The organism is Pseudomonas sp. S2_B10, assembly GCF_054668425.1.
In genome coordinates this window covers 265,355-290,363 of the sequence record NZ_CP162768.1, presented here as the reverse complement: position 1 = coordinate 290,363, position 25,009 = coordinate 265,355, and the positions used below count along the sequence as shown (strand labels likewise).

At 59.2% G+C, this 25,009-nt stretch carries 21 protein-coding genes; 11 read left to right on the top strand and 10 right to left on the bottom strand.

All coding sequences use genetic code 11. The features are described 5' to 3' along the window. Window positions 1-135: 135 nt before the first annotated feature. The gene (galU, locus tag AB4O45_RS01185; RefSeq protein WP_024013124.1) at window positions 136-975 is read left to right on the top strand and encodes a UTP--glucose-1-phosphate uridylyltransferase GalU; all 840 of its coding nucleotides are present in this window, start codon (window positions 136-138) and stop codon (window positions 973-975) included. Between the two features lie 129 nt (window positions 976-1,104). Then, complete coding sequence (gorA, locus tag AB4O45_RS01180; RefSeq protein ID WP_460160966.1) at window positions 1,105-2,463, top strand: glutathione-disulfide reductase; 1,359 nt, start codon at window positions 1,105-1,107, stop codon at window positions 2,461-2,463. On the opposite strand, the gene AB4O45_RS01175 is transcribed toward gorA, so the two are convergent. Continuing rightward, complete coding sequence (locus AB4O45_RS01175) at window positions 2,460-3,476, bottom strand: DNA-binding protein (RefSeq protein WP_150740946.1); 1,017 nt, start codon at window positions 3,474-3,476, stop codon at window positions 2,460-2,462. The two genes, gorA and AB4O45_RS01175, sit on opposite strands and share 4 nt — an antisense overlap. A 177-nt stretch (window positions 3,477-3,653) precedes the next feature. Here AB4O45_RS01175 and AB4O45_RS01170 point away from each other — a divergent pair, with 177 nt between their 5' ends. The 3 genes from AB4O45_RS01170 to ahpF all read left to right on the top strand — a co-directional run bounded on the left by AB4O45_RS01170 (window position 3,654) and on the right by ahpF (window position 6,980). Continuing rightward, window positions 3,654-4,592: a site-specific integrase gene (locus tag AB4O45_RS01170; RefSeq protein WP_252876399.1), complete on the top strand. Its 939-nt coding sequence runs from the start codon at window positions 3,654-3,656 to the stop codon at window positions 4,590-4,592. Between the two features lie 137 nt (window positions 4,593-4,729). After that, entirely contained in the window at window positions 4,730-5,293 is a 564-nt protein-coding gene (gene ahpC / locus AB4O45_RS01165) for an alkyl hydroperoxide reductase subunit C (protein WP_016774916.1), read from the top strand. Window positions 5,294-5,417: 124 nt separating this feature from the next. Further along, window positions 5,418-6,980: an alkyl hydroperoxide reductase subunit F gene (ahpF, locus tag AB4O45_RS01160; protein WP_252876398.1), complete on the top strand. Its 1,563-nt coding sequence runs from the start codon at window positions 5,418-5,420 to the stop codon at window positions 6,978-6,980. A gap of 252 nt (window positions 6,981-7,232) precedes the next feature. Here ahpF and gloA read toward each other — a convergent pair whose 3' ends face one another. After that, entirely contained in the window at window positions 7,233-7,754 is a 522-nt protein-coding gene (gloA, locus tag AB4O45_RS01155) for a lactoylglutathione lyase (protein ID WP_039762746.1), read from the bottom strand. Window positions 7,755-7,891: 137 nt separating this feature from the next. Between gloA and AB4O45_RS01150 the strand changes: the two genes are divergently transcribed. After that, entirely contained in the window at window positions 7,892-8,410 is a 519-nt protein-coding gene (locus tag AB4O45_RS01150; RefSeq protein WP_095180140.1) for a DUF4946 domain-containing protein, read from the top strand. Window positions 8,411-8,625: 215 nt separating this feature from the next. On the opposite strand, the gene AB4O45_RS01145 is transcribed toward AB4O45_RS01150, so the two are convergent. Beyond that, complete coding sequence (locus tag AB4O45_RS01145) at window positions 8,626-8,991, bottom strand: histone-like nucleoid-structuring protein, MvaT/MvaU family (protein WP_041480175.1); 366 nt, start codon at window positions 8,989-8,991, stop codon at window positions 8,626-8,628. Between the two features lie 227 nt (window positions 8,992-9,218). Continuing rightward, the gene (locus AB4O45_RS01140) at window positions 9,219-10,754 is read right to left on the bottom strand and encodes an EAL domain-containing protein (RefSeq protein WP_460160965.1); all 1,536 of its coding nucleotides are present in this window, start codon (window positions 10,752-10,754) and stop codon (window positions 9,219-9,221) included. A 351-nt stretch (window positions 10,755-11,105) separates the two neighbouring features. Between AB4O45_RS01140 and hppD the strand changes: the two genes are divergently transcribed. Next, window positions 11,106-12,182 carry a 4-hydroxyphenylpyruvate dioxygenase gene (gene hppD / locus AB4O45_RS01135; protein ID WP_016774910.1) on the top strand — a complete coding sequence of 359 codons (1,077 nt, stop codon included), beginning with the start codon at window positions 11,106-11,108 and terminating at the stop codon, window positions 12,180-12,182. 173 nt (window positions 12,183-12,355) lie between these two features. Here hppD and rarD read toward each other — a convergent pair whose 3' ends face one another. Then, window positions 12,356-13,237 (bottom strand): EamA family transporter RarD, encoded by an 882-nt coding sequence (gene rarD / locus AB4O45_RS01130; protein ID WP_310216282.1) that lies wholly within the window; start codon window positions 13,235-13,237, stop codon window positions 12,356-12,358. 293 nt (window positions 13,238-13,530) lie between these two features. Beyond that, the gene (locus AB4O45_RS01125; protein ID WP_039762752.1) at window positions 13,531-14,841 is read right to left on the bottom strand and encodes an MFS transporter; all 1,311 of its coding nucleotides are present in this window, start codon (window positions 14,839-14,841) and stop codon (window positions 13,531-13,533) included. Window positions 14,842-15,012: 171 nt separating this feature from the next. Here AB4O45_RS01125 and AB4O45_RS01120 point away from each other — a divergent pair, with 171 nt between their 5' ends. The 4 genes from AB4O45_RS01120 to AB4O45_RS01105 all read left to right on the top strand — a co-directional run bounded on the left by AB4O45_RS01120 (window position 15,013) and on the right by AB4O45_RS01105 (window position 20,672). Further along, window positions 15,013-16,134 (top strand): sugar diacid recognition domain-containing protein, encoded by a 1,122-nt coding sequence (locus tag AB4O45_RS01120; RefSeq protein WP_150635138.1) that lies wholly within the window; start codon window positions 15,013-15,015, stop codon window positions 16,132-16,134. Between the two features lie 238 nt (window positions 16,135-16,372). After that, window positions 16,373-17,512 carry a glycerate kinase gene (locus tag AB4O45_RS01115; RefSeq protein WP_150635139.1) on the top strand — a complete coding sequence of 380 codons (1,140 nt, stop codon included), beginning with the start codon at window positions 16,373-16,375 and terminating at the stop codon, window positions 17,510-17,512. 305 nt (window positions 17,513-17,817) lie between these two features. Continuing rightward, a complete protein-coding gene (locus AB4O45_RS01110) occupies window positions 17,818-19,443 on the top strand; it encodes a methyl-accepting chemotaxis protein (protein ID WP_460160964.1) in 1,626 nt (541 codons plus the stop codon). A gap of 41 nt (window positions 19,444-19,484) precedes the next feature. Continuing rightward, window positions 19,485-20,672 carry a pyridoxal phosphate-dependent aminotransferase gene (locus tag AB4O45_RS01105; protein ID WP_460160963.1) on the top strand — a complete coding sequence of 396 codons (1,188 nt, stop codon included), beginning with the start codon at window positions 19,485-19,487 and terminating at the stop codon, window positions 20,670-20,672. Window positions 20,673-20,821: 149 nt separating this feature from the next. On the opposite strand, the gene AB4O45_RS01100 is transcribed toward AB4O45_RS01105, so the two are convergent. The 4 genes from AB4O45_RS01100 to AB4O45_RS01085 are packed head-to-tail and all read right to left on the bottom strand — an operon-like array spanning window position 20,822 to window position 24,936. Further along, on the bottom strand, window positions 20,822-21,784 hold the full coding sequence (locus AB4O45_RS01100; RefSeq protein ID WP_431078025.1) for a 2-hydroxyacid dehydrogenase: 963 nt from the start codon (window positions 21,782-21,784) through the stop codon (window positions 20,822-20,824). A gap of 13 nt (window positions 21,785-21,797) precedes the next feature. Beyond that, on the bottom strand, window positions 21,798-23,096 hold the full coding sequence (locus AB4O45_RS01095) for an MFS transporter (RefSeq protein ID WP_076562678.1): 1,299 nt from the start codon (window positions 23,094-23,096) through the stop codon (window positions 21,798-21,800). Window positions 23,097-23,153: 57 nt separating this feature from the next. After that, window positions 23,154-24,161 carry a sugar kinase gene (locus AB4O45_RS01090; RefSeq protein ID WP_150635142.1) on the bottom strand — a complete coding sequence of 336 codons (1,008 nt, stop codon included), beginning with the start codon at window positions 24,159-24,161 and terminating at the stop codon, window positions 23,154-23,156. Beyond that, on the bottom strand, window positions 24,154-24,936 hold the full coding sequence (locus AB4O45_RS01085) for a sugar phosphate isomerase/epimerase family protein (protein WP_150635143.1): 783 nt from the start codon (window positions 24,934-24,936) through the stop codon (window positions 24,154-24,156). Before AB4O45_RS01085 ends, AB4O45_RS01090 begins: the two co-directional genes overlap by 8 nt. Between the last annotated feature and the right edge of the window lie 73 nt (window positions 24,937-25,009).

Below are 25,009 nucleotides of genomic sequence, written 5' to 3'. Positions count from 1 at the left end.
AATACCCGGATGGAACTATCCGCGCGAATATTTCTCTATGTTGGCATCGGTTAGCCAGCGCGGGGCATTGTAAGGCGCACGCCGCCTGATTAGACTGCCCCGAAACTCGTACACACAGCCTTTTCAAGGACTTATATGATCAAGAAATGCTTGTTTCCAGCAGCCGGTTACGGCACTCGCTTCCTCCCAGCGACCAAAGCCATGCCTAAAGAAATGCTGCCGGTGGTAAACAAGCCACTGATCCAGTACGGCGTTGAAGAAGCACTGGACGCGGGCCTGACGGAAATCTCCATCGTCACCGGCCGTGGCAAGCGTGCTCTGGAAGACCACTTCGACATCAGTTACGAGCTGGAAAACCAGATCAAGGGCACCGACAAGGAAAAGTACCTGGTCGGTATCCGCAAGCTGTTGGACGAGTGCTCGTTCTCCTACACCCGTCAGACCGAAATGAAAGGTTTGGGCCACGCAATCCTGACTGGCCGCCCACTGATAGGTGACGAACCGTTCGCCGTGGTCCTGGCGGATGACCTGTGCGTCAACATCGACGGCGACGGCGTACTGACCCAGATGGTCAAGCTGTACAAGCAGTTCCGCTGCTCGATCGTCGCGATCCAGGAAGTCGATCCGCAGGAAACCAACAAGTACGGTGTCATCGCTGGCGAAATGATCCGCGACGACATCTACCGCGTGCACAGCATGGTCGAGAAGCCAAAGCCGGAAGACGCGCCGTCGAACCTGGCGATCATCGGTCGTTACATCCTGACCCCGGACATCTTCGACCTGATCGAACAGACCGAGCCAGGCAAGGGCGGCGAAATCCAGATCACCGACGCCCTGATGAAGCAGGCCCAGAACGGCTGCGTCATGGCCTACAAGTTCAAGGGCAAGCGTTTCGACTGCGGTGGTGCTGAAGGCTACATCGACGCGACCAACTTCTGCTTCGAAAACTTCTACAAGACTGGCAAAGCTTACTAATAGCATCTGCCTCGTCTGCAAAAGAAAGCCACCTTCGGGTGGCTTTTTCATTTTCCGCCCTTATATGGATGGCAGTGCTTGCCCAATGAATGGCTGCGGGTATGCTGATGGCCTGCCGAGGAGATAGAAATGGCCTACGATTTTGACCTTTATGTAATTGGTGCCGGTTCCGGCGGTGTGCGGGCTGCGCGGTTTGCCGCCGGCTTCGGGGCGAAAGTGGCGGTGGCTGAAAGCCGTTACCTGGGCGGCACCTGCGTCAACGTCGGCTGCGTGCCGAAAAAGCTATTGGTCTACGGCGCGCACTTTGCCGAGGACTTCGAGCAGGCGTCCGGTTTCGGCTGGAACCTGGGCGAAGCCAACTTCGACTGGGCCACGCTGATCGCCAACAAGGACCGTGAAATCAATCGCCTCAACGGCATTTATCGCAATCTGCTGGTCAACAGCGGCGTGACCCTGCACGAGGCGCACGCGAAAATCGTTGGGCCGCACGAGGTCGAGGTTAATGGCGAGCGCTTCACCGCGAAAAACATTCTGATCGCCACCGGCGGCTGGCCGCAGATCCCTGAAATCCCCGGGCATGAGCATGCGATCGGTTCGAACGAAGCGTTCTTCCTCAAAGAGCTGCCCAAGCGTGTGCTGGTGGTCGGCGGCGGTTATATTGCCGTCGAGTTCGCCGGAATTTTCCATGGCCTCGGCGCCAACACCACGCTGCTGTATCGCGGCGATCTGTTCCTGCGTGGTTTCGACGGGTCGGTGCGCAAGCACCTGCAAGAAGAATTGACCAAGCGTGGCCTCGATCTGCAATTCAATGCCGACATTGCGCGCATCGACAAGCAGGCCGACGGTAGCTTGAAGGCGACGCTCAAGGATGGTCGCGTACTCGAAGCCGACTGCGTGTTCTACGCCACCGGCCGGCGTCCGATGCTGGACAATCTGGGCCTGGAAAACACCGATGTGCAGCTCGACGACAAGGGCTTTATCAAAGTCGACGACGAGTATCAAACCACCGAGCCGTCGATTCTGGCGCTGGGCGACGTCATTGGTCGCGTGCAACTGACCCCGGTCGCTCTGGCCGAAGGTATGGCCGTGGCGCGGCGTCTGTTCAAGCCGGAGCAATACCGTCCGGTGGACTACAAGATGATTCCGACCGCCGTGTTCAGCCTGCCGAACATCGGCACGGTCGGTTTGAGCGAAGAGGAAGCGCGCGAATGCGGCCACGAGGTGGTTATTTTCGAGAGCCGCTTCCGGCCGATGAAGCTGACCCTGACTGACTGCCAGGAGAAAACCCTGATGAAGTTGGTGGTCGACGCCAAAACCGACAGGGTGCTTGGCTGCCACATGGTCGGCCCGGACGCTGGCGAGATCGTGCAAGGTCTGGCGATCGCCTTGAAGGCCGGCGCGACCAAGCGCGACTTCGACGACACCATCGGGGTGCACCCGACGGCCGCCGAAGAGTTCGTCACCATGCGTACGCCGGTCAGCGCTTAAGCGTCTGTCGCTTTGGCCGAGTCTGGCGCTGCCGCAACGGTAGCCGCCAGACGCTGGCTGTCTTCAAGGCTTGCCTGAACCTTGAGCAATTCCTTTTCCAATGACTGATTGAGCTGCGTTTGTTCGTCGACGCTCTGCTTGAGCGCCTGGCTTTCCAGTGCCGCCACGCGCAGACGTTCCTGGAGGAGGGTGCGCTCGCTATCCATGCGCGTGGCCTGCTCGAGCAACTGATCCTGACGCTGATTGCTGTGCTTGAGCTGATCCTGCACCAGGTTCAGCTCGCGCTGGGTGCCACGGTTTTCGGTAAGCAGGCGTTCGTTGTCGCGGTGCAACTGCGTGATCTCGTCCTGGCGCACCAACGCGCTCTGCTGGGCTTGACGCAATTCTGCCTGTATCTGCTGAAGTTGCCCTTCATGGCGGGCCTGCTCCTGCTCGCGCTGTTCCTTGGTTGCGTTACGGTAATGCTCAAGCGCATCGCGGGCGTGCAGGTGTTTTTCTTCCAGTGAGCGAATCTGTTCGTCCTTGTCCTGCAAGCGCAATTCAAAGTCGGCCAATGCCTGGTTGAGGCCGGCGTTGCGCGTCTGTTCGGTTTGCAGCATCGAGCGGGTGTTGCCCAGCGCTTCGGATTCGCGTTGCAGCGCGGCGCCTTGAATGTCGTGGTCGTGCTCGAGTTTTTCCAGCGCCTGGCGAACCTGTTTCAGCTCGGTTTCCAGTGCTTCGCGTTGCTCCTCGAACTGTTCGCGGGCTTGCTCGATGGGTTCCTGTGCTTGTTCTTTCAGGCGCTGGGCGAGTCGAGAGACGAGGGCGGTGAGCTCATCATCGATCGGTTCTGCTGACGCCTCATTCGGCTGGGCACCGTCGTCCAGTTCTTTCAGATAGCGATGGATCGTGGTTTTCGAGCCGGTGTTGCCCATTTCAATGCGTACTGCATCGATGCTTGGGTGTTCGCCGCGAGCGAGGATCGCTGTGCGTGCGATTTGCACCAGTGCTTTGGTAATGCCGCCACGGGCCATGTGAACTCCTACGTTTACGTACTGTGGTACATGCCACTAAAGTACGCAGTGTACCATGCTGAAAATATAGGTAAATCTTTGAGATAAAACAGGCGGGATATACTGGTATTACCCAATGTCAGGGGGCAAAATGCGCACCTGCATGCCTGAACCCGTACGCCAGCGAGAAAACTGCCCATGAGCGACATTGATCGATATCTGCAAGCCGCCACCCGGGACAACACTCGCCGCAGCTATCGCATGGCCATCGAGCACTTCGAGGTGACGTGGGGCGGATTTCTGCCGGCTACTGCCGACAGCGTTGCGCGATATCTGGTGGCGCACGCTGGCGTGCTGTCGATCAACACGCTGAAGCTGCGTCTGTCGGCGCTGGCGCAGTGGCACAACAGTCAGGGGTTTGCCGATCCCACCAAGGCGCCAGTGGTGCGCAAGGTGTTCAAGGGCATTCGTGCTTTGCACCCGGCGCAGGAAAAACAGGCTGAGCCGCTGCAATTGCAGGATCTGCAGCGCGTGATCGATTGGCTTGAGCAGGAGGCGCAGACGGCCCGGGAAGAACAGGACCGCCCGACCTTGCTCAAGGCGTATCGGGATCGCGCGCTGATTCTGTTGGGCTTCTGGCGCGGCTTTCGCAGCGACGAATTGTGCCGTTTGCAAATCGAGCATGTGCAGGCGAGCGCTGGCAAGGGCATCACTCTGTATCTGCCGCGCAGCAAGGGCGACCGGGAAAACCTCGGGCAGACCTACCAGGCCCCGGCGCTGTTGAAGTTGTGCCCGGTGCAGGCCTATATCGATTGGATTACAGAAGCTGCGCTGGTGCGCGGCGCGGTGTTCCGCAGCATTGATCGCTGGGGCAATCTGAGCGAGGAGGGCCTGCACGCCAACAGCATTATTCCGCTGCTCCGCCAGGCGTTGCAGCGCGCCGGGATTGTCGCCGCCGGTTATACCAGTCACTCGTTGCGACGCGGTTTTGCAACCTGGGCGCATCAGAGCGGCTGGGATCTGAAATCGTTGATGAGTTATGTTGGCTGGAAGGACATGAAATCCGCCATGCGCTATGTTGAGGTCAGCCCATTCCAGGGAATGGCTCGGATTATGGATAAGCCGGATCAGCCGTAGAGATCGTTTTCTTCTATTAATACAGTCAGCTAATAGCGAAAACAAATCAGCAGTATCAGGTTTGCCAATGAGCCTTCCGTCGAGTGAGTGGGTAGGATTCACCCATCAACTTCATAACCCCTGACGGAGAGTCATCGATGCCTATCATCAACAGCCAAGTAAAACCGTTCAAAGCTACCGCGTTCAAAAACGGCGACTTCGTTCAAGTCTCGGATGCTGACTTGAAAGGCAAGTGGTCCGTAGTGTTCTTCTACCCAGCCGACTTCACCTTCGTGTGCCCAACCGAGCTGGAAGACCTGGCTGACAACTACGCTGAGTTCAAGAAGCTGGGCGTGGAAATCTACAGTGTTTCGACCGACACCCACTTTGCTCACGCTGCCTGGCACAACACTTCGCCAGCCATCGGCAAAATCGAATACACCATGATCGGCGACCCTACCCACGTCATCTCCCGCAACTTCGACGTGCTGATCGAAGAAGCTGGTCTGGCTGACCGTGGCACCTTCGTGATCAACCCTGAAGGCCAGATCAAAATCGTTGAACTGAACGATGGCGGCGTTGGCCGTGACGCTTCCGAGCTGCTGCGCAAGATCAAGGCTGCTCAGTACGTCGCTGCACACCCAGGCGAAGTTTGCCCGGCCAAGTGGAAAGAAGGCGAGGCCACTCTGGCTCCGTCGCTGGACCTGGTCGGCAAGATCTAAGTCTGTGACATGCAACGCAGGGCGGCACGCCGCACCTTCTTAAGTTAGCTGCACCGCCCAATAAAAATGCCCGGGCGAGATTCGCTCGGGCTTTTTTTCGCCTCAAATAAAGGAAATCGCCCGTATGTTGGACGCCAATCTTAAAGCCCAGTTGAAATCGTACCTGGAACGGGTCACCCAACCGATCGAGATCGTTGCATCCCTCGACGACGGTGCGAAATCCCGTGAAATGCTGGAACTGCTGAAAGACGTTGCCAGTCTTTCGAGCCAGATTACTCTGATCGACAGCGGTGACGATGCCCGCAAGCCATCGTTCTCGATCAATCGCCCTGGAGCCGACATCAGCCTGCGTTTCGCCGGCATTCCAATGGGCCACGAATTCACCTCGCTGGTGCTGGCTCTGCTGCAAGTCGGTGGCCACCCGTCGAAGGCCAGCGTTGAAGTGATCGAGCAGATCCGCTCGCTTAAAGGCGAGTTCAGCTTCGAGACTTACTTCTCGCTGTCTTGCCAGAATTGCCCGGACGTCGTTCAGGCGCTGAACCTGATGGCCGTGCTCAACCCGAATATCCGCCACGTCGCCATCGACGGCGCGCTGTTCCAGGACGAAGTCAACGATCGCAAGATCATGGCTGTGCCGAGCATCTACCTCAACGGCGAAAACTTCGGTCAGGGCCGCATGGGCCTGGAGGAAATTCTCGCCAAACTCGACACCGGCGCTATTGAGCGTCAGGCCGAGAAGATCAGCGCCAAAGAAGCCTTTGACGTGCTGGTCGTCGGCGGTGGCCCGGCCGGTGCTTCGGCCGCTATCTACGCCGCACGTAAAGGCATCCGCACCGGTGTCGCGGCTGAGCGCTTCGGCGGTCAGGTGCTGGATACCATGGCCATCGAGAACTTCATTTCCGTGCAGGAAACCGAAGGGCCGAAACTGGCCACGGCGCTGGAAGAACACGTCAAGCAGTACGACGTCGACATCATGAATCTGCAACGCGCTGACAAGCTGATCCCGGGCAAGAATGGCGAGCTGCATGAAGTCCACTTCGCCAGCGGTGCAACCCTGAAAGCCAAGAGCGTGATTCTCGCGACCGGCGCACGCTGGCGCGAAATGAACGTTCCGGGCGAGCAGGAATACCGCAACAAAGGCGTGGCGTATTGCCCGCACTGCGACGGCCCGCTGTTCAAGGGCAAGCGCGTAGCGGTGATCGGCGGCGGTAACTCCGGCGTTGAAGCGGCGATCGATCTGGCGGGTATCGTGGCGCACGTAACGCTGCTGGAATTCGACGTGCAACTGCGTGCCGACGCCGTGCTGCAGCGCAAGCTGCACAGCCTGCCGAACGTTACCGTGATCACCAGTGCGCAAACCACTGAAGTCACCGGCAATGGCGAGAAGGTCAACGGCCTGCGCTACAAGGACCGCACTACCGATGAACTGCGCACGGTTGAGCTGGAAGGCATTTTCGTGCAAATCGGTCTGCTGCCGAACACCGATTGGCTGAAGGGCACCATCGAGCTGTCGCCGCGTGGCGAGATCATTGTCGACAACCGTGGCGAGACTTCCATTGCGGGGATCTTTGCAGCGGGTGACGTGACGACTGTGCCGTACAAGCAGATCGTGATTGCAGTGGGCGAGGGCGCCAAGGCTTCGCTGAGTGCGTTCGATCACTTGATCCGGACTTCGGCCCCGGCGTAACTGCCAGGTCGAAAACGAAAAAACCCATGAGCGATCATGGGTTTTTTATTGCGCGTGGAAAGCCACCCCTCACCCCAGCCCTCTCCCGAGGGAGAGGGAGCCGACCGAGGTGTCTGAAGTCATCCATCGACCTGAGAGAGCCGGTCGATTATGGATTCACCGCCAATCGTTCAAGTCGGCGTAATTCTCCAACATCCCGCAATCAGTCCCCTCTCCCTCTGGGAGAGGGCTAGGGTGAGGGGCTTTCAGCTTTTACAGCGGCGCAGGCTGAATGATCTCGACCCAGTAGCCATCCGGGTCCTTGATGAAGGCCAGGCTCTTCATCCGGCCGTCGGTCAGGCGCTTCTGGAAATCGCAACCCAGCTCTTCAAAGCGTGCACACGCTGCGACGATGTCCGGCACCGAAATGCAGATGTGACCAAAGCCACGCGGATCGGTGTTGCCGTTGTGATAGGCGAAGTCGGCATCGTTTTCGGTGCCGTGGTTGTGGGTCAATTCGAGAATGCCTGGAATCGATTTCATCCATTCGGTACGCGCAGCAGCATCGGCCGGGATCTGCGCTTTATCGACCAGCGCAAGGAAGTACAGGCTGAATTCGGCTTCCGGAAAATCACGCTTCTCGACCAGCGAGAAACCCAGGACGCGGGTGTAGAAATCCAGCGACTTGGTGATGTCCTTCACGCGCAGCATGGTGTGGTTGAACACGAAGTTGCGGGTTGCGCTGTCTGGCGTGGCGGTCACGCCGGGGAAAGTGTTCAGTTCGTTGAGGCTCATGGGCCCTCCAATAACAATGGGCGAGTGAATGGGCGCAATGATACGCATGCCGGCCGGCATCGCCAAATGCAAGGCGGGCTTGCCCTGCGCGAGGGCGGGGCTCAGACTTTGCTCTCTACCTTCGAGTGCGTCCGGCAATGATCCGACTGTTCAAATCCGTGTTTGTTTTTTTTGCTTTGTCATTGGCCGTGGTTTTCCCGGCCATGGCCGAACCGAGCATCACCTGGCCAGCGGGCTGGAAGGTTGAAGTGTTGCCGGATACCGCGCCGCCAGTCTCGCGGCAAAGGGCAGTGAAGCTCGATGCCGACGGCAATCAGGTGATGGTGATGGAGTTGACCATGACGCAAGTGGAGGCGGGGCATCAGGTCAATTTGCAAGGCGTGCTGCTGGAGATGCGTAAATCCATCCAGAAGGATTTCTTCCGCAGTGGTTATCAGAGCGTCTGCAACCGAATCCATCCGGCTGCGTTCGGATCATTGACCGGGTTGGAGACGACTTGCACGATCACCGAGAACGGCCGGCACGTATTATCACAAACGTTGGTGGCTGCCGTGGAAACAGACAAGGCTTATGTACTTTCATATGCCGGTCAGGCTGAGGTTTATAAGGCGAGCGCCGACGACATAGAGGCGGCACGTAACAGCCTGAAATTATAAACGTCCGTACTAACTCGCGGTGTTTTGAATGCCGGAAAGGATTAAGCACAAAGTTTGATTCATCGTTTGCAGCAACATCGCGCAGCAAAATGTTTAGCGTGATGACTCAGTAACGTTACACAATTTTCCAACTTGTTCGATGAAAATCATTTCATTTGTTAGATATTGTCAATAAAAAAGCCCTGCATCGCGCAGGGCTTTTTGTTGGCGTCAGATTAACCGCGCAACCATGAATCCACGGTGGCCGCACCGTACTGTTCTTTCCAGGCTTTCAGGCCGCGATGGTTGCCGCCCTTGGTTTCGATCAGCTCGCCAGTGTGCGGGTTCTGGTAAACCTTGACGACGCGGGCGCGGCGGGTCTTCGGCGCTGGGGCGGCCTGCAGACCGGACTTCGCCGGGTTCGGGTCGAGGATAGCGATGATATCTTTCAGGCCTTTGCCATAGGTTTTCATCAGTCCCTGGAGCTTTTCTTCGAATTCGATTTCTTTCTTGAGCCCGGCGTCATTCTTCAGCGATTCCAGCTGTTTGAGCTGTTCCTGAAGGGCCTTTTCAGCTGCGCGAAATTCAGCGAGTCTGGACAATATCTTTACTCCAATAGTGTGTTTGGCTGATACCAACCGCAAACAAAGCTATAAGCCAAGAGCCTGGAAGCGACTCGGTGATAATTGGCTCACCTGTCAGTCTGGCTCAGGTTGAAAAAATTGTAGTAGTTAATGCGACAAGAGTAAATCCTGATGTTGTCGCCATGTAACAACAATGACTTTTTGTATCAATTTGGTGCGGTTGTTGGGCGAGCTATGCTAATGAGTTAACGATCACTTAATGCGCTGATGAAATCCGCTGCCGGCATCGGTTTGGCAAACAAATAGCCTTGCATGAAATCTACCTGATGCTCCGTCAGGTAATCGGCTTGGGCCTGTGTTTCGACACCTTCGGCAACAATGGCCAGATCCAGCTTTGCCGACAGTTCAATGATGGAGTCGAGAATATGCCGTGATAGCGCATCGATGCCGATCATGGCGACAAAGCTCTGATCGATCTTGAGAAAGTCGACCTTGAAGGCGCGCAAGTAGCCGAGGCTTGAGTGGCCAGTACCAAAATCGTCGATCGCGATTTTCACTCCAAGTGCGTGCAATTGCTCAAGCAGTTGCAGGGTCATGTCGTTCGGTTCGATCAGCTCGCGCTCCGTCAATTCCAGCACCAGCTCGACGCTGCCGGGCGCAAACGCCGCCAGGAGGTCGCGACAGTCTTCGACCAGTTCCAGATCCTTGCAATGGCTGGCAGTGATGTTGATGCCGATATGGAAAGGTTTGGCGAAGACCGCAGAATGCGGTCCCAGCAGGGCGGCAGTCTGTTGCATCAGCGAGCGGGTCATCGGCACGATCAAGCCTGAATGCTCGGCAAATGGAATGAACAGATCCGGGCGTACGAGGCCCTCTTTCGGGTGATTCCAGCGCATCAGCACTTCAGCGCCGGACCACTGCTTGCTGTCACCGTGAACCACCGGCTGGAAATAAGGAATGAATTCCCCGGCCTCGAGTGCGCGAAGCATTTCGTGACTGGGCGAGTTCGAGCGTTTCTGCACGACATGGCCGATGGCGCCCGAGATCACGCCGAAAAATATCAGCAGGCTGAACAACGGCGGATAATTGGCCGCCATGTAACGCCAGGTTTCTCCCTCGGGGAAACCCGCCGACACGTTGAAACCGTATCGTTCGGATTCGAGCATGCTATGCGCGACCGGCAAAGCGGGCAGGGGCCCTTGATGCACTCTGCCGTCGGCGGACAGCCAGTTATCGCCCACTTGCAACATCAGTAATGTCTGGCGGCCGATCAGGCGCAGGATGTTGCTCAGGTGATAACCATCAAGCGTGGTCAGCGCGCCGCCACGACCGTCGCTGAGGCGGTAGATCAACAATGCCGTGTCGGGGGTGACGGGATTGCCGTTCATCAACCACAGTCTGCCTTGATGATAGTCCCCGGCATTGACCGCTTCCTTGAACTGCCCGAACAGTGAGCTGCAGTAGAGAATGTTGTCCCAGACCAGATTGGTCGAGCGCACGAAGGGGCGTCGGGTCACTTGTTCGCGCAGGGCCAGTTTCACGTCTTCGCAATTTTTCCCGGCCAGAGGCAGCAGAACCCGGGCGGCTTCTGCCGTGTTGTCGAGCATCAGATCGAACTGTTGCAACGCTTGTTCGGCCGTTTCCCCGGCACTTTGCTCCAGCGTTCGTTTTGCCTGCATATACAGAATCCCACTGCCCAGCACGATTGGCAGCAGACCGGTGAGCAAAGTCACGGCGATTCGGATGCTGCGTTTGCGGCGGGATCGGTGGGTCAGTGGCATGGACACATCCTGTGGTTTAGAAATCCGACCCGATAAACAATTGAGCCAGAGGGGAGAATAGATGGCAGATGGCGCTTGCGCCGTAGGTAAAAAAGCGGATTTTATACAGAGGGCAGACAGGCCTGGTTACGCTGTGTAGAATCGGGTTACGCATACAATAATAATCGTCTTCTGGCAGCAGAAGCCTCGCCCGCAAGAGCCTTGGGTCGACAATGAAGATATTCGGGTTTCAACTGATCTACGGAGACTTCCTCGCGCGCAGCGTGCGTGGCATCTCCTGCGCGCCGCCCTCCACATCACTTTCCTGACAAATAACCCTGGTTAATTGATAAGAAATGATGAGGCGTCACCATGGCAGATTTATACGAAAACCCAATGGGCCTGATGGGCTTTGAATTCATCGAGTTCGCAGCGCCGACCCCTGGCACACTGGAGCCGATCTTCGAGATCATGGGCTTCACCAAAGTCGCGACCCACCGTTCCAAGAACGTGCACCTGTATCGTCAGGGCGCAATCAACCTGATCCTCAATAACGAACCCAACAGCGTCGCCTCGTACTTCGCCGCCGAACACGGCCCGTCCGTTTGCGGCATGGCGTTTCGCGTGAAGGATTCGCAGAAGGCCTATTCCCGCGCACTCGAACTCGGCGCTCAGCCGATTCACATCGAGACCGGTCCGATGGAACTGAACCTGCCGGCAATCAAAGGCATTGGCGGCGCGCCGCTGTACCTGATCGACCGTTTCGGCGAAGGCAGCTCGATCTACGACATCGACTTCGTGTTCATCGAAGGTGTTGATCGCAACCCGGTTGGCGCTGGCCTGAAGATCATCGACCACCTGACCCACAACGTTTATCGCGGTCGCATGGCCTATTGGGCGAACTTCTACGAGAAGCTGTTCAACTTCCGTGAAATCCGTTACTTCGACATCAAAGGCGAGTACACCGGCCTGACCTCGAAGGCCATGACCGCACCGGATGGCATGATCCGCATTCCGCTCAACGAAGAGTCGTCCAAGGGCGCCGGGCAGATCGAAGAGTTCCTGATGCAGTTCAATGGTGAGGGTATCCAGCACGTCGCGTTCCTCACCGACGACCTGATCAAGACCTGGGATCAACTGAAGAAAATCGGCATGCGCTTCATGACCGCGCCGCCGGATACCTACTACGAAATGCTCGAAGGTCGCCTGCCGAATCACGGCGAGCCGGTCGATCAGCTGCAATCGCGCGGCATCCTGCTCGATGGCGCATCGGAGCAGGGCGACAAGCGTCTGCTGCTGCAGATTTTCTCGGAAACCCTGATGGGGCCGGTGTTCTTCGAATTCATCCAGCGCAAGGGCGACGATGGCTTCGGCGAGGGCAACTTCAAGGCCCTGTTCGAATCGATCGAGCGTGACCAGGTGCGTCGTGGTGTGTTGACCACCGAGTAATCTGAAATGAAAAAATCCCGGCCTGCAGAAATGCAGGGCCGGGATTTTTTTGCTTCATACAAAACCTGTGGGAGCGAGCCTGCTCGCGAATGCGGACTTTCATTCAACACTCATGTTGACTGGTCTGACGACTTCGCGAGCAGGCTCGCTCCCACATTTGTCTTGTGTTGCATTCAAGAGCGGCGTTGGCGCATCAAGTGTTTGAAGCCTTCGAACACCAGCACCACAACCGCCAGCCAGATCGGGATGTAAGTCAGCCACTCGCCTGACTTGATGCTCTCTCCCAGCAACAACGCCACCGCAAGCAACAGCACCGGTTCGACATAACTCAACAACCCAAACAGACTGAACGGCAGCAAGCGGCTGGCGATGATATACACCACCAGCGCAGACGCACTGATCAGGCCGAGCAGTGGAATCAGCCACATCAGTCCCGGATATTGATCGAACACGGCCAGACCCTGTTCGCCGCCCTGCACAAACCAGTAGGCGACCGGCAGCATCAGGGTCATGTCGACCCACAGGCCACCGAGGTTGTCGGTTTTCAGGTATTTGCGCAGTACGAAGTACAGCGGATAGCCAACCACGACCACCAGCGTCGCCCAGGAAAATCCGCCAACCTGATACAGCTCGTTCAACACGCCAAGACTGGCGAAAAATACCGCGATTTTCTGCAGGTAAGACAGGCTCTCGCCATAGGCAATCCGCCCGGTCAGCACCATCGCCAGTGGCAACAGGAAATAGCCCAGTGATACATCCAGGCTGTAGTCATTGAGCGGTGCCCACATGAAGAGCCACAGCTGAACCCCGAGCAGGGCGGAAGAAACCAGCAGCCCGGCGATCAGCTTCGGCCTGGCCGCCATCAATCGAAGCAGCTCCAGCACCCGCCGCCATTCCCCGGAAACCAGCATGAACACCGTCATGCACGGCACGGTCAGAAGCATGCGCCAGCCGAAGATTTCCACGCCGCTCAGAGGGGTCAGCAGCGACGTGTAGTAATACATGACGGCAAACAGCACGGAGGCTGAAACCGATAGAGCGATACCTTTAGACAAACTGTCCTCGCGACGTGATGGTTGAACGGGGCGCGCAGGATACGTGGTTTTTGTGCTGAATATTGAGCGGATGCTCATTATTTCCCACATCCTGGAGCCAAGCACAAAACCTGTGGGAGCGAGCCTGCTCGCGAAGAGGCCAGCAGATTCAGCATAGATGTTGCGTCGACTGGCGCTATGCATGATTGCACCGCTTAAACGCAAAAAGATCGCAGCCTTCGGCAGCTCCTACAGGGAACGCATTCCAGAGTAGGAGCTGCCGAAGGCTGCGATCTTTTGATCTGCGCGTCTGATTAGGCCCGCAACGTCCGAGTCATCCGCAACGCCAGCAGACTCCCGCCGACGATCACCGCCGCCAGCACGTACAACGCTGCATCCGTCGAACCCGTGCTGTCCTTGACCCAACCCACCAGGTACGGGCTGAGGAACCCGGCCATCTGCCCCATCGAGTTGATCAGCGCCAGCCCACCAGCCGCCGCGCCCGCGCTCAGCATGGCGGTCGGCACCGGCCAGAACATCGGCAGACCGGTCAGTGCGCCCATGGTCGCTATGGTCAGGCCGAGAATCGCAATCGCCGGATTGGCCGCGAAATTCACCGCGATCACCAGCCCGACAGCGCCCATCAGCATCGGCACCACCAAGTGCCAGCGGCGCTCCTTGCGCAAGTCCGCCGAGCGCCCGACGACCAGCATGAACACCGCCGCGAGCAGGTACGGAATCGCACTCAGCCAGCCGATCACCAGGTTGTCGCTGAAGCCGAGGTTCTTGATGATCGACGGCAGCCAGAAGTTGATCGCGTACACGCCGCTCTGGATGCAGAAATAGATCAGGCCGAAGGCCCAGATCGCAGGGTTCTTGAACACCGCAAGCAGTGAGTCGGTGGCGGTTTTCGGTTTGTTGGCGAGGTCTTCGGCGTGGTCGGCTTCAAGCACGGAACGTTCATGGGCGGTCAGCCATTTGGCGTTGGCGAAGCTGTCGCTCAACAGGAAATACGCCAGTGCGCCGAGGATCACCGTCGGAATGCCTTGCAGGAGGAACATCCACTGCCAGCCGGCCAGGCCACCCTGGCCAGCGGCGAAGTGGTTGAGAATCCAGCCGGAAAACGGGCTGCCGAGCAAACCGGAGACCGGGATTGCCGACATGAACAACGCCATGATCCGGCCACGGCGGAAGGTCGGGAACCACTGCGAGAGATACAGCACGACGCCCGGGAAGAACCCGGCTTCAGCGGCACCGGTGAAAAAGCGCAGGGTGTAGAACTCGGTCGGGGTGGTGACGAACAACAGGCAGGTCGACAGCGTGCCCCAGGTGATCATCATCAAGGCAATCCAGCGCCGAGGACCGAAGCGGGTCAGTGCCAGGTTGCTCGGCACGCCGCACAGCACATAACCGATGAAAAAAATCCCGGCGCCGAGGCCGTACACAGTTTCGCTGAATTTCAGTGCGTCGAGCATCTGCAATTTGGCGAAGCCGACGTTGACCCGGTCGAGGTAGTTGAACAGGTAGCAGATGAAAATGAAGGGAATCAAACGTAGGGTGATGCGTTTGTAGACGGCGTTTTTACCGTCGTCGATGGTCTGGGTAGCTGCGGCGCTCTGCGACATAGCGGCTCTCTCTTTATTATGATTTTTTGCGATGCAAAGGGTAACGTTGATCGCCCTGAGAGTCTCGGCCACCTTTGGCCGGATTGTCTTTGTGCCTGAGCACAGGGTTTGCCGCCAGACCCTGTGCGGCTGAACAACCGTTCGTGCCTGAACTGAAGGATTGCCGCCGCTATGTTCGAACTCGATCACGACCTTGCCCAGGACATCGTCGACCGGGCCATGGCCATTTTGCCGTACAACGTCAACGTCATGGACAGTCAGGGCCTGATCCTCGGCAGCGGCGAACCGGAACGCATCAACACCCGTCATGAAGGCGCGCAACTGGTGCTGGCCAACGGGCGTGTGGTGGAAATCGACGCGCAGACGGCGGTGCATCTCAAAGGTGTGCAACCGGGGATCAATCTGCCGCTGCTGCTCGATCAGCGCTTGATCGGCGTGCTCGGCATCACCGGCGAGCCGGAGCAATTGCGCACCTACGCCGAGCTGGTGCGCATGACCGCTGAAATGCTGGTCGGCCAGCGCAACCAGCAGGCCGAGCAACAATGGCGACGGCAGCGTTGCGATGATCTGCTGGCGTTGCTGCTGAGCGAAGCGGGGGATTCGCCGCGTCTGATCGATGAGGCGCAGCAGCTTGGGCTCAAGCCGCAATTGACCCGGGTGCCGTATCTGTTTGAACTGGGGCTCGAGCACGGCCCGGGGCAAACCGTCGAGGCACTGAGTGCGTGGCTGACCTCGCGTTATCCGGACAGTTGGTGCGTGAGTTCGGCGAAGTCTTCGTTGTTGTGGTGTCGCCCGGCGAGCCAGAACGTCGAGCATGATCGCCTGCTGGAAAAACTCGATGGCCTCGGCTGGAAGATTTTGCGCATCGCCGTCGGCGGGCAGGCGGATGGTCTGGCAGGGTTGCGTCGCTGTTACCGACGAGTCGGCGATTTGCTTGCTTATGGTCGTGACGTGCTGCCGAATTCGAGACTGCTGACGCTCAATCGTTATCGCTTGCCGGTCATGCTGTGGCGTCATCGCAACGATGATGCGCTGGACGAACTGCTCAAGCCGCTGCGCCAGGTCATCGCCAAGGACAGCAACGGCCAGTTGCTGGCGACCCTGCGCAGTTGGTGCGAGCACGACGGGCAGAGCCAGGCCTGTGCCGAAGCGCTGGGCATCCATCGCAACAGCCTGCGCTATCGCATGGAACGGATTGCCGAGTTGAGCGGGGTTGATCCGTTGAAGCTGGACGGGATGCTGGCGTTGTATCTTGGGGTGCAGCTGCTGCCGCAGACTGATCCATTGCCATGAGTTGTCCTTGAGGCCGCCATCGCTGGCAAGCCAGCTCCCACAGGTCAGAAGGCGTTCATAACTTCCATAGTCACCGCAGAACCCTGTGGGAGCTGGCTTGCCAGCGATGAGGCCGGTACGACCAACACATATCTTTTGTGGAAATGAACAATAAACGCCGACGCCACTTGTGCACTCGACCGGCGTCAAGGCGCAGGCCGACTGGCAGCATGAATGCCACTGCAACCGGAGAATTCCCATGAAAATCGTCATCGCCCCCGACTCGTTCAAGGACAGCCTGAGTGCCCAAGGCGTTGCCGAAGCCATTGCCCTCGGACTGGCCCAGGTCTGGCCGCAGGCGACGCTGATCAAATGCCCGATGGCCGATGGCGGCGAAGGTACGGTCGAGTCGATTCTCGCAGCCTGCGAAGGTGAGTTACGCCGCACCCGCGTGCGCGGTCCACTGGGCGCGCCGGTCGAAGCCGCATGGGGCTGGCTGCCGCACAACCACACCGCGATCATCGAAATGGCCGAGGCCAGCGGTCTGCAACTGGTCCCGCCGGGACAGCGCGATGCCTGCATCAGCAGCACCTTTGGCACAGGTGAATTGATTCGTGCAGCGCTGGATGCCGGCGCGCAACGGGTGATTCTGGCGATTGGCGGCAGCGCGACCAATGACGCCGGCGCCGGGGCGATGCAGGCGCTGGGGGTGAAGTTGCTGGATGCGCAGAATCAGTCGCTGGTGCCCGGCGGCCTGGCCTTGGCGCAACTGGCGCGATTGGACCTGAGTGGGCTTGATCGACGTCTGGCCGATGTGCGTTTCGACATCGCCGCTGATGTCAACAATCCGCTCTGCGGCCCCCACGGCGCCTCGGCCATTTTCGGCCCGCAGAAGGGCGCATCGCCTGCGCAGGTTGAGCAGCTCGATCAGGCGCTGGGGCACTTCGCCGAGCTTTGCGCGCAAGCATTGGGCAGGGACGTGCGCGATGAACCGGGCAGCGGCGCGGCGGGTGGTCTGGGGTTTGCGGCCAAGGCTTTTCTCGGTGCGCAGTTTCAGGCGGGCGTCGAGGTGGTAGCGGAACTGGTCGGGCTCGCTGACGCGGTCAAGGGTGCGGATCTGGTGATTACCGGAGAAGGCCGCTTCGATGCGCAAACCCTTCGCGGCAAAACGCCGTTCGGTGTTGCGCGAGTTGCCAAACAACACGCTGTGCCGGTGATTGTGATCGCCGGGACCTTGGGCGAGGGCTACCAGGAACTCTATCAACACGGCATCGACGCCGCTTTCGCCGTGACCAGCGGACCGATGACACTCGAACAAGCCTGCGCCGAAGCACCGCGCCTGCTGCGTGAACGCGCCACCGATATTGCTCGGGTCTGGCAACTCGCCGCCCAACGCTGATCGGCTTGCCTATGTAGGAGCTGTCGAGTGCAACGAGGCTGCGATCTTTTGACTTTTAAAAGCAGGATCAAAAGATCGCAGCCTCGTTGCACTCGACAGCTCCTACCAAGGGCAGCGGAGCAGTTTTTGATTGTTGCCACGTCCTGAAAAATATTTACCGCAGACCCGAAACCTTCCTCAAGCCTGGCCGATACAACGGTCAGGCGCACACAAAACCACAATTCAGTGCAGCCGGACTGTCGCCCGCTATGGGCCAGTGCTCACGGCATGGACGCTCGTAGTTTCTTTCTTTCGAGAGTCCGACCATGTCCCTGCGTAACCTGAATATCGCGCCACGTGCTTTCCTCGGTTTTGCCTTTATCGCCTTGTTGGTGATTGTCCTCGGCGTGTTCGCGGTCAGCCGCATGACGGTCATTCGTCAGGCGTCGGTCGACATGGACACCAACCAATTGCCAAGCGTGACCCACCTCAGCGTGGTCACGGAAAACGTCCTGCGCATGCGCATTCTCTCGTTCCGTGTGCTGGTCAATCGCGAACCGGCCAGCCTGCAAGAGGCAGAAACCCGCATCGCGGTGCTGGTCGACAAGGTGCGCAAAGCTCAGGCCAGCTACGCTGCGTTGCCGGCAGGCCCTGAAGAGCGCGCGGTCTTCCAGACGTTTTCGACGACGCTCGATAATTACCTGCAAGCGCAGAATCAGATGATTGAGCTGTCGCGCAAGGGCGATCTGGAAGCGATGCGCGCGTTGATCAACACGCGCATCAAGGAAGGCACCGATCAGATGGGCGAGCAGCTCAACAAGCTGATCGGCATGAATACCGCCGGGGCCAGAGCGGCGGCCATTAAGGCCGGTGAAAACTATGACAGCGCCATCACCGGGATCATCATCGTCGCCGTGATTGCGGCGCTGGCCACCGTGTTGCTCGCCTGGTTGCTGACCCGCAGCATCGTCACGCCGCTCAACCGCGCCGTGCTCGCTGCGCAAACCATTGCTGGCGGTGACCTCAGTAAAGCCATCGAAGTCGACGGCAAGGACGAACCGGCGCGCCTGCTCGAAGCCTTGGCCGCGATGCAGACCAACCTGCGCAAAACCATCGAGCAGATCGCCGGTTCCGCCACGCAACTGGGCGCCGCTGCCGAAGAACTCAGCGCGGTCACCGAAGAAGCGTCGCGCGGGTTGCAGCAGCAGAACAACGAAATCGAACAGGCCGCCACGGCCGTCAACGAGATGACCGCTGCGGTGGAAGAAGTGGCGCGCAATGCCGTTTCGACTTCCGAAGCTTCCAATCAGTCGACCCACGCCGCCCGCGAAGGTCGCGATCAAGTGGTGAAAACCGTCGACGCGATCCAGACCATGACCCACGACGTGCAGAACACCGCGCAGATGATCGAAGGCCTCGCCGCGCAAGGTCGTGACATTGGCAAGGTGCTGGACGTGATTCGCGCCATCGCCGAGCAGACCAACTTGCTGGCGCTCAACGCTGCGATTGAAGCGGCGCGTGCCGGCGAGGCTGGCCGTGGTTTCGCCGTGGTGGCGGACGAAGTGCGCGCCTTGGCGCATCGCACCGCGCAGTCGACTCACGAAATCGAAAAAATGGTCGCCGGCATTCAAAACGGCACCGGTGAAGCGGTTTCGTCGATGCAGCAAAGCAATCAGCGCACTCAGTCCACGCTGGAAATGGCCCGCGCTGCCGGTGTGGCGCTGGAGCAGATCACGCAATCGATTCACCAGATCAACGAACGCAACCTGGTTATCGCCAGCGCTTCGGAAGAGCAGGCGCAAGTCTCCCGCGAAGTCGATCGCAACCTGGTCAACATCCGCGACCTCGCCACGCAATCGGCCGCCGGCGCCAATCAGACCAGTGCCGCGACCCATGAACTGTCGCGACTGGCAGTGGATTTGAACGCCATGGTGGCGCGTTTCGTGATTTGAGATACGGTGAAGGCTGGAAACCGCGCTAACAGGAGACGTACATGCGCTATTCAGCCTTGACCCAACGAATCGCCGGGGAGGGTGCCGCTGCCTGGCAGATTCACGACCGAGCGCTGGAACTGCGCGCCGAGGGCGTTGATGTTTTGTTGTTGAGCGTCGGCGATCCGGATTTCGATACGCCGTTGCCGATCGTCCATGGCGCGATCGATAGCCTGTTGGCCGGCGATACCCATTACGCCGACGTGCGTGGTCGATTCGAGCTGCGCAGGCTGATTGCCGAGCGTCATCGCCAGCGCAGTGGTCAACGGGTTGATCCTGATCAGGTGATTGTCCTGCCCGGCGCACAATGCGCGGTGTACTCGGTGGCGCAGTGTCTGCTCGATCCGGGCGATGAAGTGATCGTCGCTGAGCCGATGTACGTCACTTACGAAGGTGTGTTTGGCGCCTGCGGTGCCAGGGTGATTGCGGTGCCGGTACGCCCCGACAACGGTTTCCGTGTCGACCCGGCCGATGTTGCCGAGCGCATTACCCCGCGAACGCGCGCCATGCTGCTCAACAGTCCGAACAATCCCAGCGGCGCGAGTTTGCCCTTGCTGATCTGGCAGGAGCTGGCAGCGCTGTGCATTCGTCATGATCTGTGGCTGATCAGCGATGAGGTGTACAGCGAGCTTTTATATGAAGGCGAACACATCAGTCCGGCGAGCCTGCCGGGCATGGCCGAGCGCACCGCAACGATCAACAGTCTGTCGAAATCCCATGCGATGACCGGTTGGCGTATCGGCTGGATGATCGGCCCGAAACCCTTGGCCGAGCATCTGGTGAATCTGTCGCTGAGCATGCTCTTCGGTCTGCCGGATTTTGTACAGAAGGCCGCGCAAGTAGCGCTGCAAAGTGATCTGCCGGAAGTCTCTCAGATGCGCGAGGAATACCGCTTGCGGCGCGATCTGGTGTGCGAGCGTTTGCACGGTTGCCCTGGGTTGCAGCCGATTCGCCCGGATGGCGGCATGTTCGTGATGGTCGATGTGCGCCAGACTGGCCTCGGCGCCCAGGCATTTGCCGAGCGCTTGCTGGAAGGTTACGGGGTGTCAGTGTTGGCCGGTGAAGCGTTCGGGCCGAGCGCGGCGGGGCATATTCGCATCGGGCTGGTGGTGGATCGGGTCAAACTGGCGGATGCCTGCGCGCGGATTGCGTTGTGTGCGGTGCAGCTGTTGCAGGCGCGCAGTGCCTGAGGGTCTTGCATTGCCTGAACCGGCGCCTTGCTGATCGTTCCCACGCTCCGCGTGGGAATGCCTCTAGGGACGCTCCGCGTTCCAACTTTCGGAAGGGACGCGGAGCGTCCCGGGCTGCATTCCCACGCTGAGCGTGGGAACGATCAGCATCAAGGATTCACCAGATTCGCCGGCGGCTGTCCATTCAACGCCGCCAACAGATTCTCCACCGCACACCGCGCCATTGCCTCACGCGTTTCATGGGTCGCCGAGCCCATGTGCGGCGTCGCCACCACGTTGCTCAACTGCAACAACGGCGAGTCATGATTCAACGGTTCGCGCTCGAACACATCCAGCCCCGCCGCGCGAATCCGCTTGCTGCGCAACGCCTCGATCATCGCCGCCTCATCAACCACCTTGCCCCGCGAGATATTGATGAAAATGCTTTCCGGCCGCATGAGCGCAAATTGCTCGGCGCCGATCAAGCGTTCGGTCTGCGCCGTCAGCGGCAAGGTCAGGCAAATGAAATCGGCCTGCTGGAGCAACTCTTCGAGGCTGCGATATTGTGCGTCGAAACGCTCCTCGACCGCCGGTTTGCGCGACTGACTGTGGTAGATCACCGGCATGCCGAAACCGAAATGCCCGCGCTGGGCCAGGGCCTCGCCGATGCGGCCCATGCCGATGATGCCCAGCGTCTTGCCGTGCACATCGGTGCCGAAATGCGCCGGGCCGATGTTGCGGCTCCATTGCCCACCACGGACCATGTCCGCCAGTTCGACCACCCGCCGCGCGGCAGCGAGGATCAGGGCGAAACCGGTGTCGGCGGTGGTTTCGGTGAGCACGTCGGGGGTGTTGGTCAGCAGAACCTTGCGCCGATTCAGATACTCGATGTCGTAGTTGTCAACACCCACCGAGACGCTGGCAATCGCCTCCAGCTGCGGCGCCAGATCCAGCAGCGCGGCATCTAGTTTCAGGCTGGCCCCGAGCAAACCGTGGGCGCGGGGCAGGGCATCGCGCAGCTGCATTAGGCCATCGGCGTCGAGGCTTTCGATCAGCGTTACGTCAAATTGCTCTTGCAGGCGCGCCATCAGCGCGGGCGAAAGTTTTTTATACAGCACGACCTGTTTTTTCATGGCAAAAGTCCTTTCAGGAATGCGCCGGCACACGCGGCGTGGCGACGGCTTTGGCGACGACGCGATCACTGGCGCCGGGCTTGAGGAAAATGGTCAACACCACCGACAGCAACAGCGCGCCGCTCATCAGCAGATAGGAAGCGCCGGGCGAGCCGGTCGAGCTGTTCAGATAGCCGACCAGATACGAGCCGCCAAAAGAACCGAGCGCGCCCATGCTGTTGATCAGCGCCATGGCGCCGCCAGCGACGTTGGCCGGCAGGATCTCGGGAACGATGGCGAAGAATGGCCCGTACGGCGCGTACATGCAGGCGCCGGCAATCACCAGCAGCGTGTACGACCACCAGAAATGTTCGGCGCCCAAGGCATACGAGCCATAAAACGCAATCGAAGCGATCAGCAGCGGCGGCCAGACGAAGCGTTTGCGCTTCTGCAATTTGTCCGAACCCCACGACACCGCGAGCATGCCCAGCACGGCCGCCAGATACGGCAGCGCCGAGAGCCAGCCAGCCTCGATCATGTCCATTTGCGCGCCGGCCTTGAGGATCGATGGCAGCCACAAAACGAAACCGTAGACGCCGATGCTCCAGCAGAAAAACTGCAGCGCCAGGATTATCACCTTCGGCGAGCGGAACGCCTCGGCGTAGTTCTTCACCGCTTTGATCCCGACCTGCTCAGCGGCCAGCGCGCTTTCCAGATCGTGTTTTTCCTGCTCATTGAGCCACTTGGCCTGGGCCGGGCGGTCGTCGGCCAGACGCCACCAGATAAACGCCCACAGCACCGCCGGCAGACCTTCAATGATGAACATCCAGCGCCAGCTGAAATGCTGCACCAGATAGCCCGACACCACCGACATCCACAGCATCGTCACCGGGTTACCGAGGATCAAAAAGGTGTTGGCCCGCGAACGTTCGGCACGGGTGAACCAATGGCACAGATACACCAGCATCGCCGGCATCACCGCCGCTTCGACCACGCCGAGCATGAAGCGAATGACGATCAGCCAATAGGCGTTGGACACCACGCCGGTCAACGTGGCCAGACCACCCCAGAGGATCAGGCTGACGAAAATCAGCTTCTTGACGCTGTGCTTTTGCGCGTAGATCGCGCCGGGAACCTGAAAGAAAAAGTAACCGAGAAAGAACAGCGCACCAAGCAGCGAGGACAGACCCGGTGTAATCATCAGGTCTTCGGCCATGCCCGACGCGGCGGCAAAACCGTAGTTGGCGCGATCAAGATAGGCCAGGCTGTATGTGATGAACACAATCGGCATGATGTACCACCAGCGGCGGGTGGCGAGGGTTGCAGTTTTCATCGGTGTGACTCCTGAGCTTGTTGTTTTTGTCGCAGCAGGTTCATTGATTTGCGGTGATCAGGCGGGCTTCTTCGCGAGCAGGCTCGCTCCCACATGTGAAATGCGTTCCCCTGTGGGAGCGAGCCTGCTCGCGAATTCAGCGGTCAACTCCAAGCGAGAAGGCAACCCCTCCATATCCCCGCGACTCTGCACCGCGCGACTGCCAATCCAGTTCGCCCGCTGCACGGCCTCGGCAAAACTCTGGTGCTCGAGCAGGGCGCTGATCATGCCGACCGCAAAGCCATCTCCGGCACCCACGGTATCGACCACGTTGCTCACCGGCACGCCGGCAACGAAACCCTGATCCAGCTGCGTGCGGTAATAAGCACCCGCAGGCCCGAGCTTGATCGCCACGGCCTCGGCGCCCTGATCCAGATAGAACGCAGCAATGTCGGCCGGGTCGTCGAAACCGGTGAGCAAGCGACCTTCACTCAACCCCGGCAGCACCCAGTGGGCAAGGGCGGCGAGGCGGTTGATCTGACGGATCATCTCGCCCTCGCTGGCCCACAGGCTCGGGCGCAGATTCGGGTCGAACGACACGCTGCGCCCGGCGTTGCGCATCTGGGTCATCAGCTCGAAGGACATTTCCCGGCTGGAACCTGACAGCGCCGGCGGAATACCGGTGGCGTGCAAATGGCGGGCGCTCAGCAGGTTGTCGCTGATGGAGTTCGGCGACAAATGACTGGCCGCCGAACCGCGCCGGAAATATTCGACCTGCGGGTCGCTGCCATCGTCGTTGCGCGATTTGAACTGGAAACCCGTTGGCTGGTTTTTATCGACTTCGACGTGGCTGCAATCCAGACCTTCCTTGATCAGCGTTTCCACCACAAAGCGTCCGAGCGAATCGTTACCCACCCGGCTCAGCCACGCGACGTTGAAACCCAGGCGCGACAAGCCGATCGCGACGTTGCTGTCGGCCCCGGCAATCCGTTTGTGAAACTGCTCGACCTTGGCCAGATCGCCGGTCTGCTCGGCGACCAGCATCGCCATGGTTTCACCGAAAGAAAGAATATCGATCTCAGACATGAGCTGGCTCCAGGCGCGATTGACCGAGGCGGGCGAGGGCGGCGACGTGTTCGCGGGTCAGTTGCACCAGATCATCGCCTTGCAGCGGGTACTCGGCGGCGCGCATAACGCCTTGGTCCATGTGCCGCAGCAGTTGTTCCCACAGATGCAGATCGCTGATGGCCGGCGGTACGGCGATCAGTTTGCCGTCGGCGCGGCGCGCAACGGCTTTGCAATGCACATAACCGACGTGACGGCCGAGCGCGCGTGCGGCGCTGGCGGCGGACTGGTCCTGCCAGTGCCAGTTGCCAATGTCGAAGGTCATCTTGATCGGCAGGTTGTGTTGCTCGACGGCGGTAAAGAAACGCTGGAACGGCTCGATACGTCCGCCTTGCAAGGTCTGGTCGTTCTCCACCAGCAGTTGCACCGGGCTTTGCTTGAGTCGCTCGGCCAGTGCCTGCAAATCAGAGTTGTCGGTGAAATAACCGAGGGACACTTTCAGCCATTTCGAGCCGAATGCCTGGGCCTGTTGCAGCGCGGTAATCAGTTCGGGATTTGGCTGCGCTTGCCCTGCGAGCCAGAGTTCGGTAGGTGAGGAATAAATGCTTTGCAGGCCCTGCGCCTGGGTAGCCTGAGCCAGTTGCGCCGGGTCTTCACGGGTCAGCAGCTCTTCACGCCACTCGATGCGATTCGCCCCGGCTGCCGCGAGGATGTCGATAAAACAATCCTGCCCACGCTGGCGCACGAGCTCGGCGCCGTAGCTGGACAGACTGATGGAAACGGCGGGTTTATTCATTGTTATTGACCTCTGAAACCGGTTTCATTTTTGTTCAAAAAAAATCAGGTGATTCTGTAGTTTTTTGCAGGCC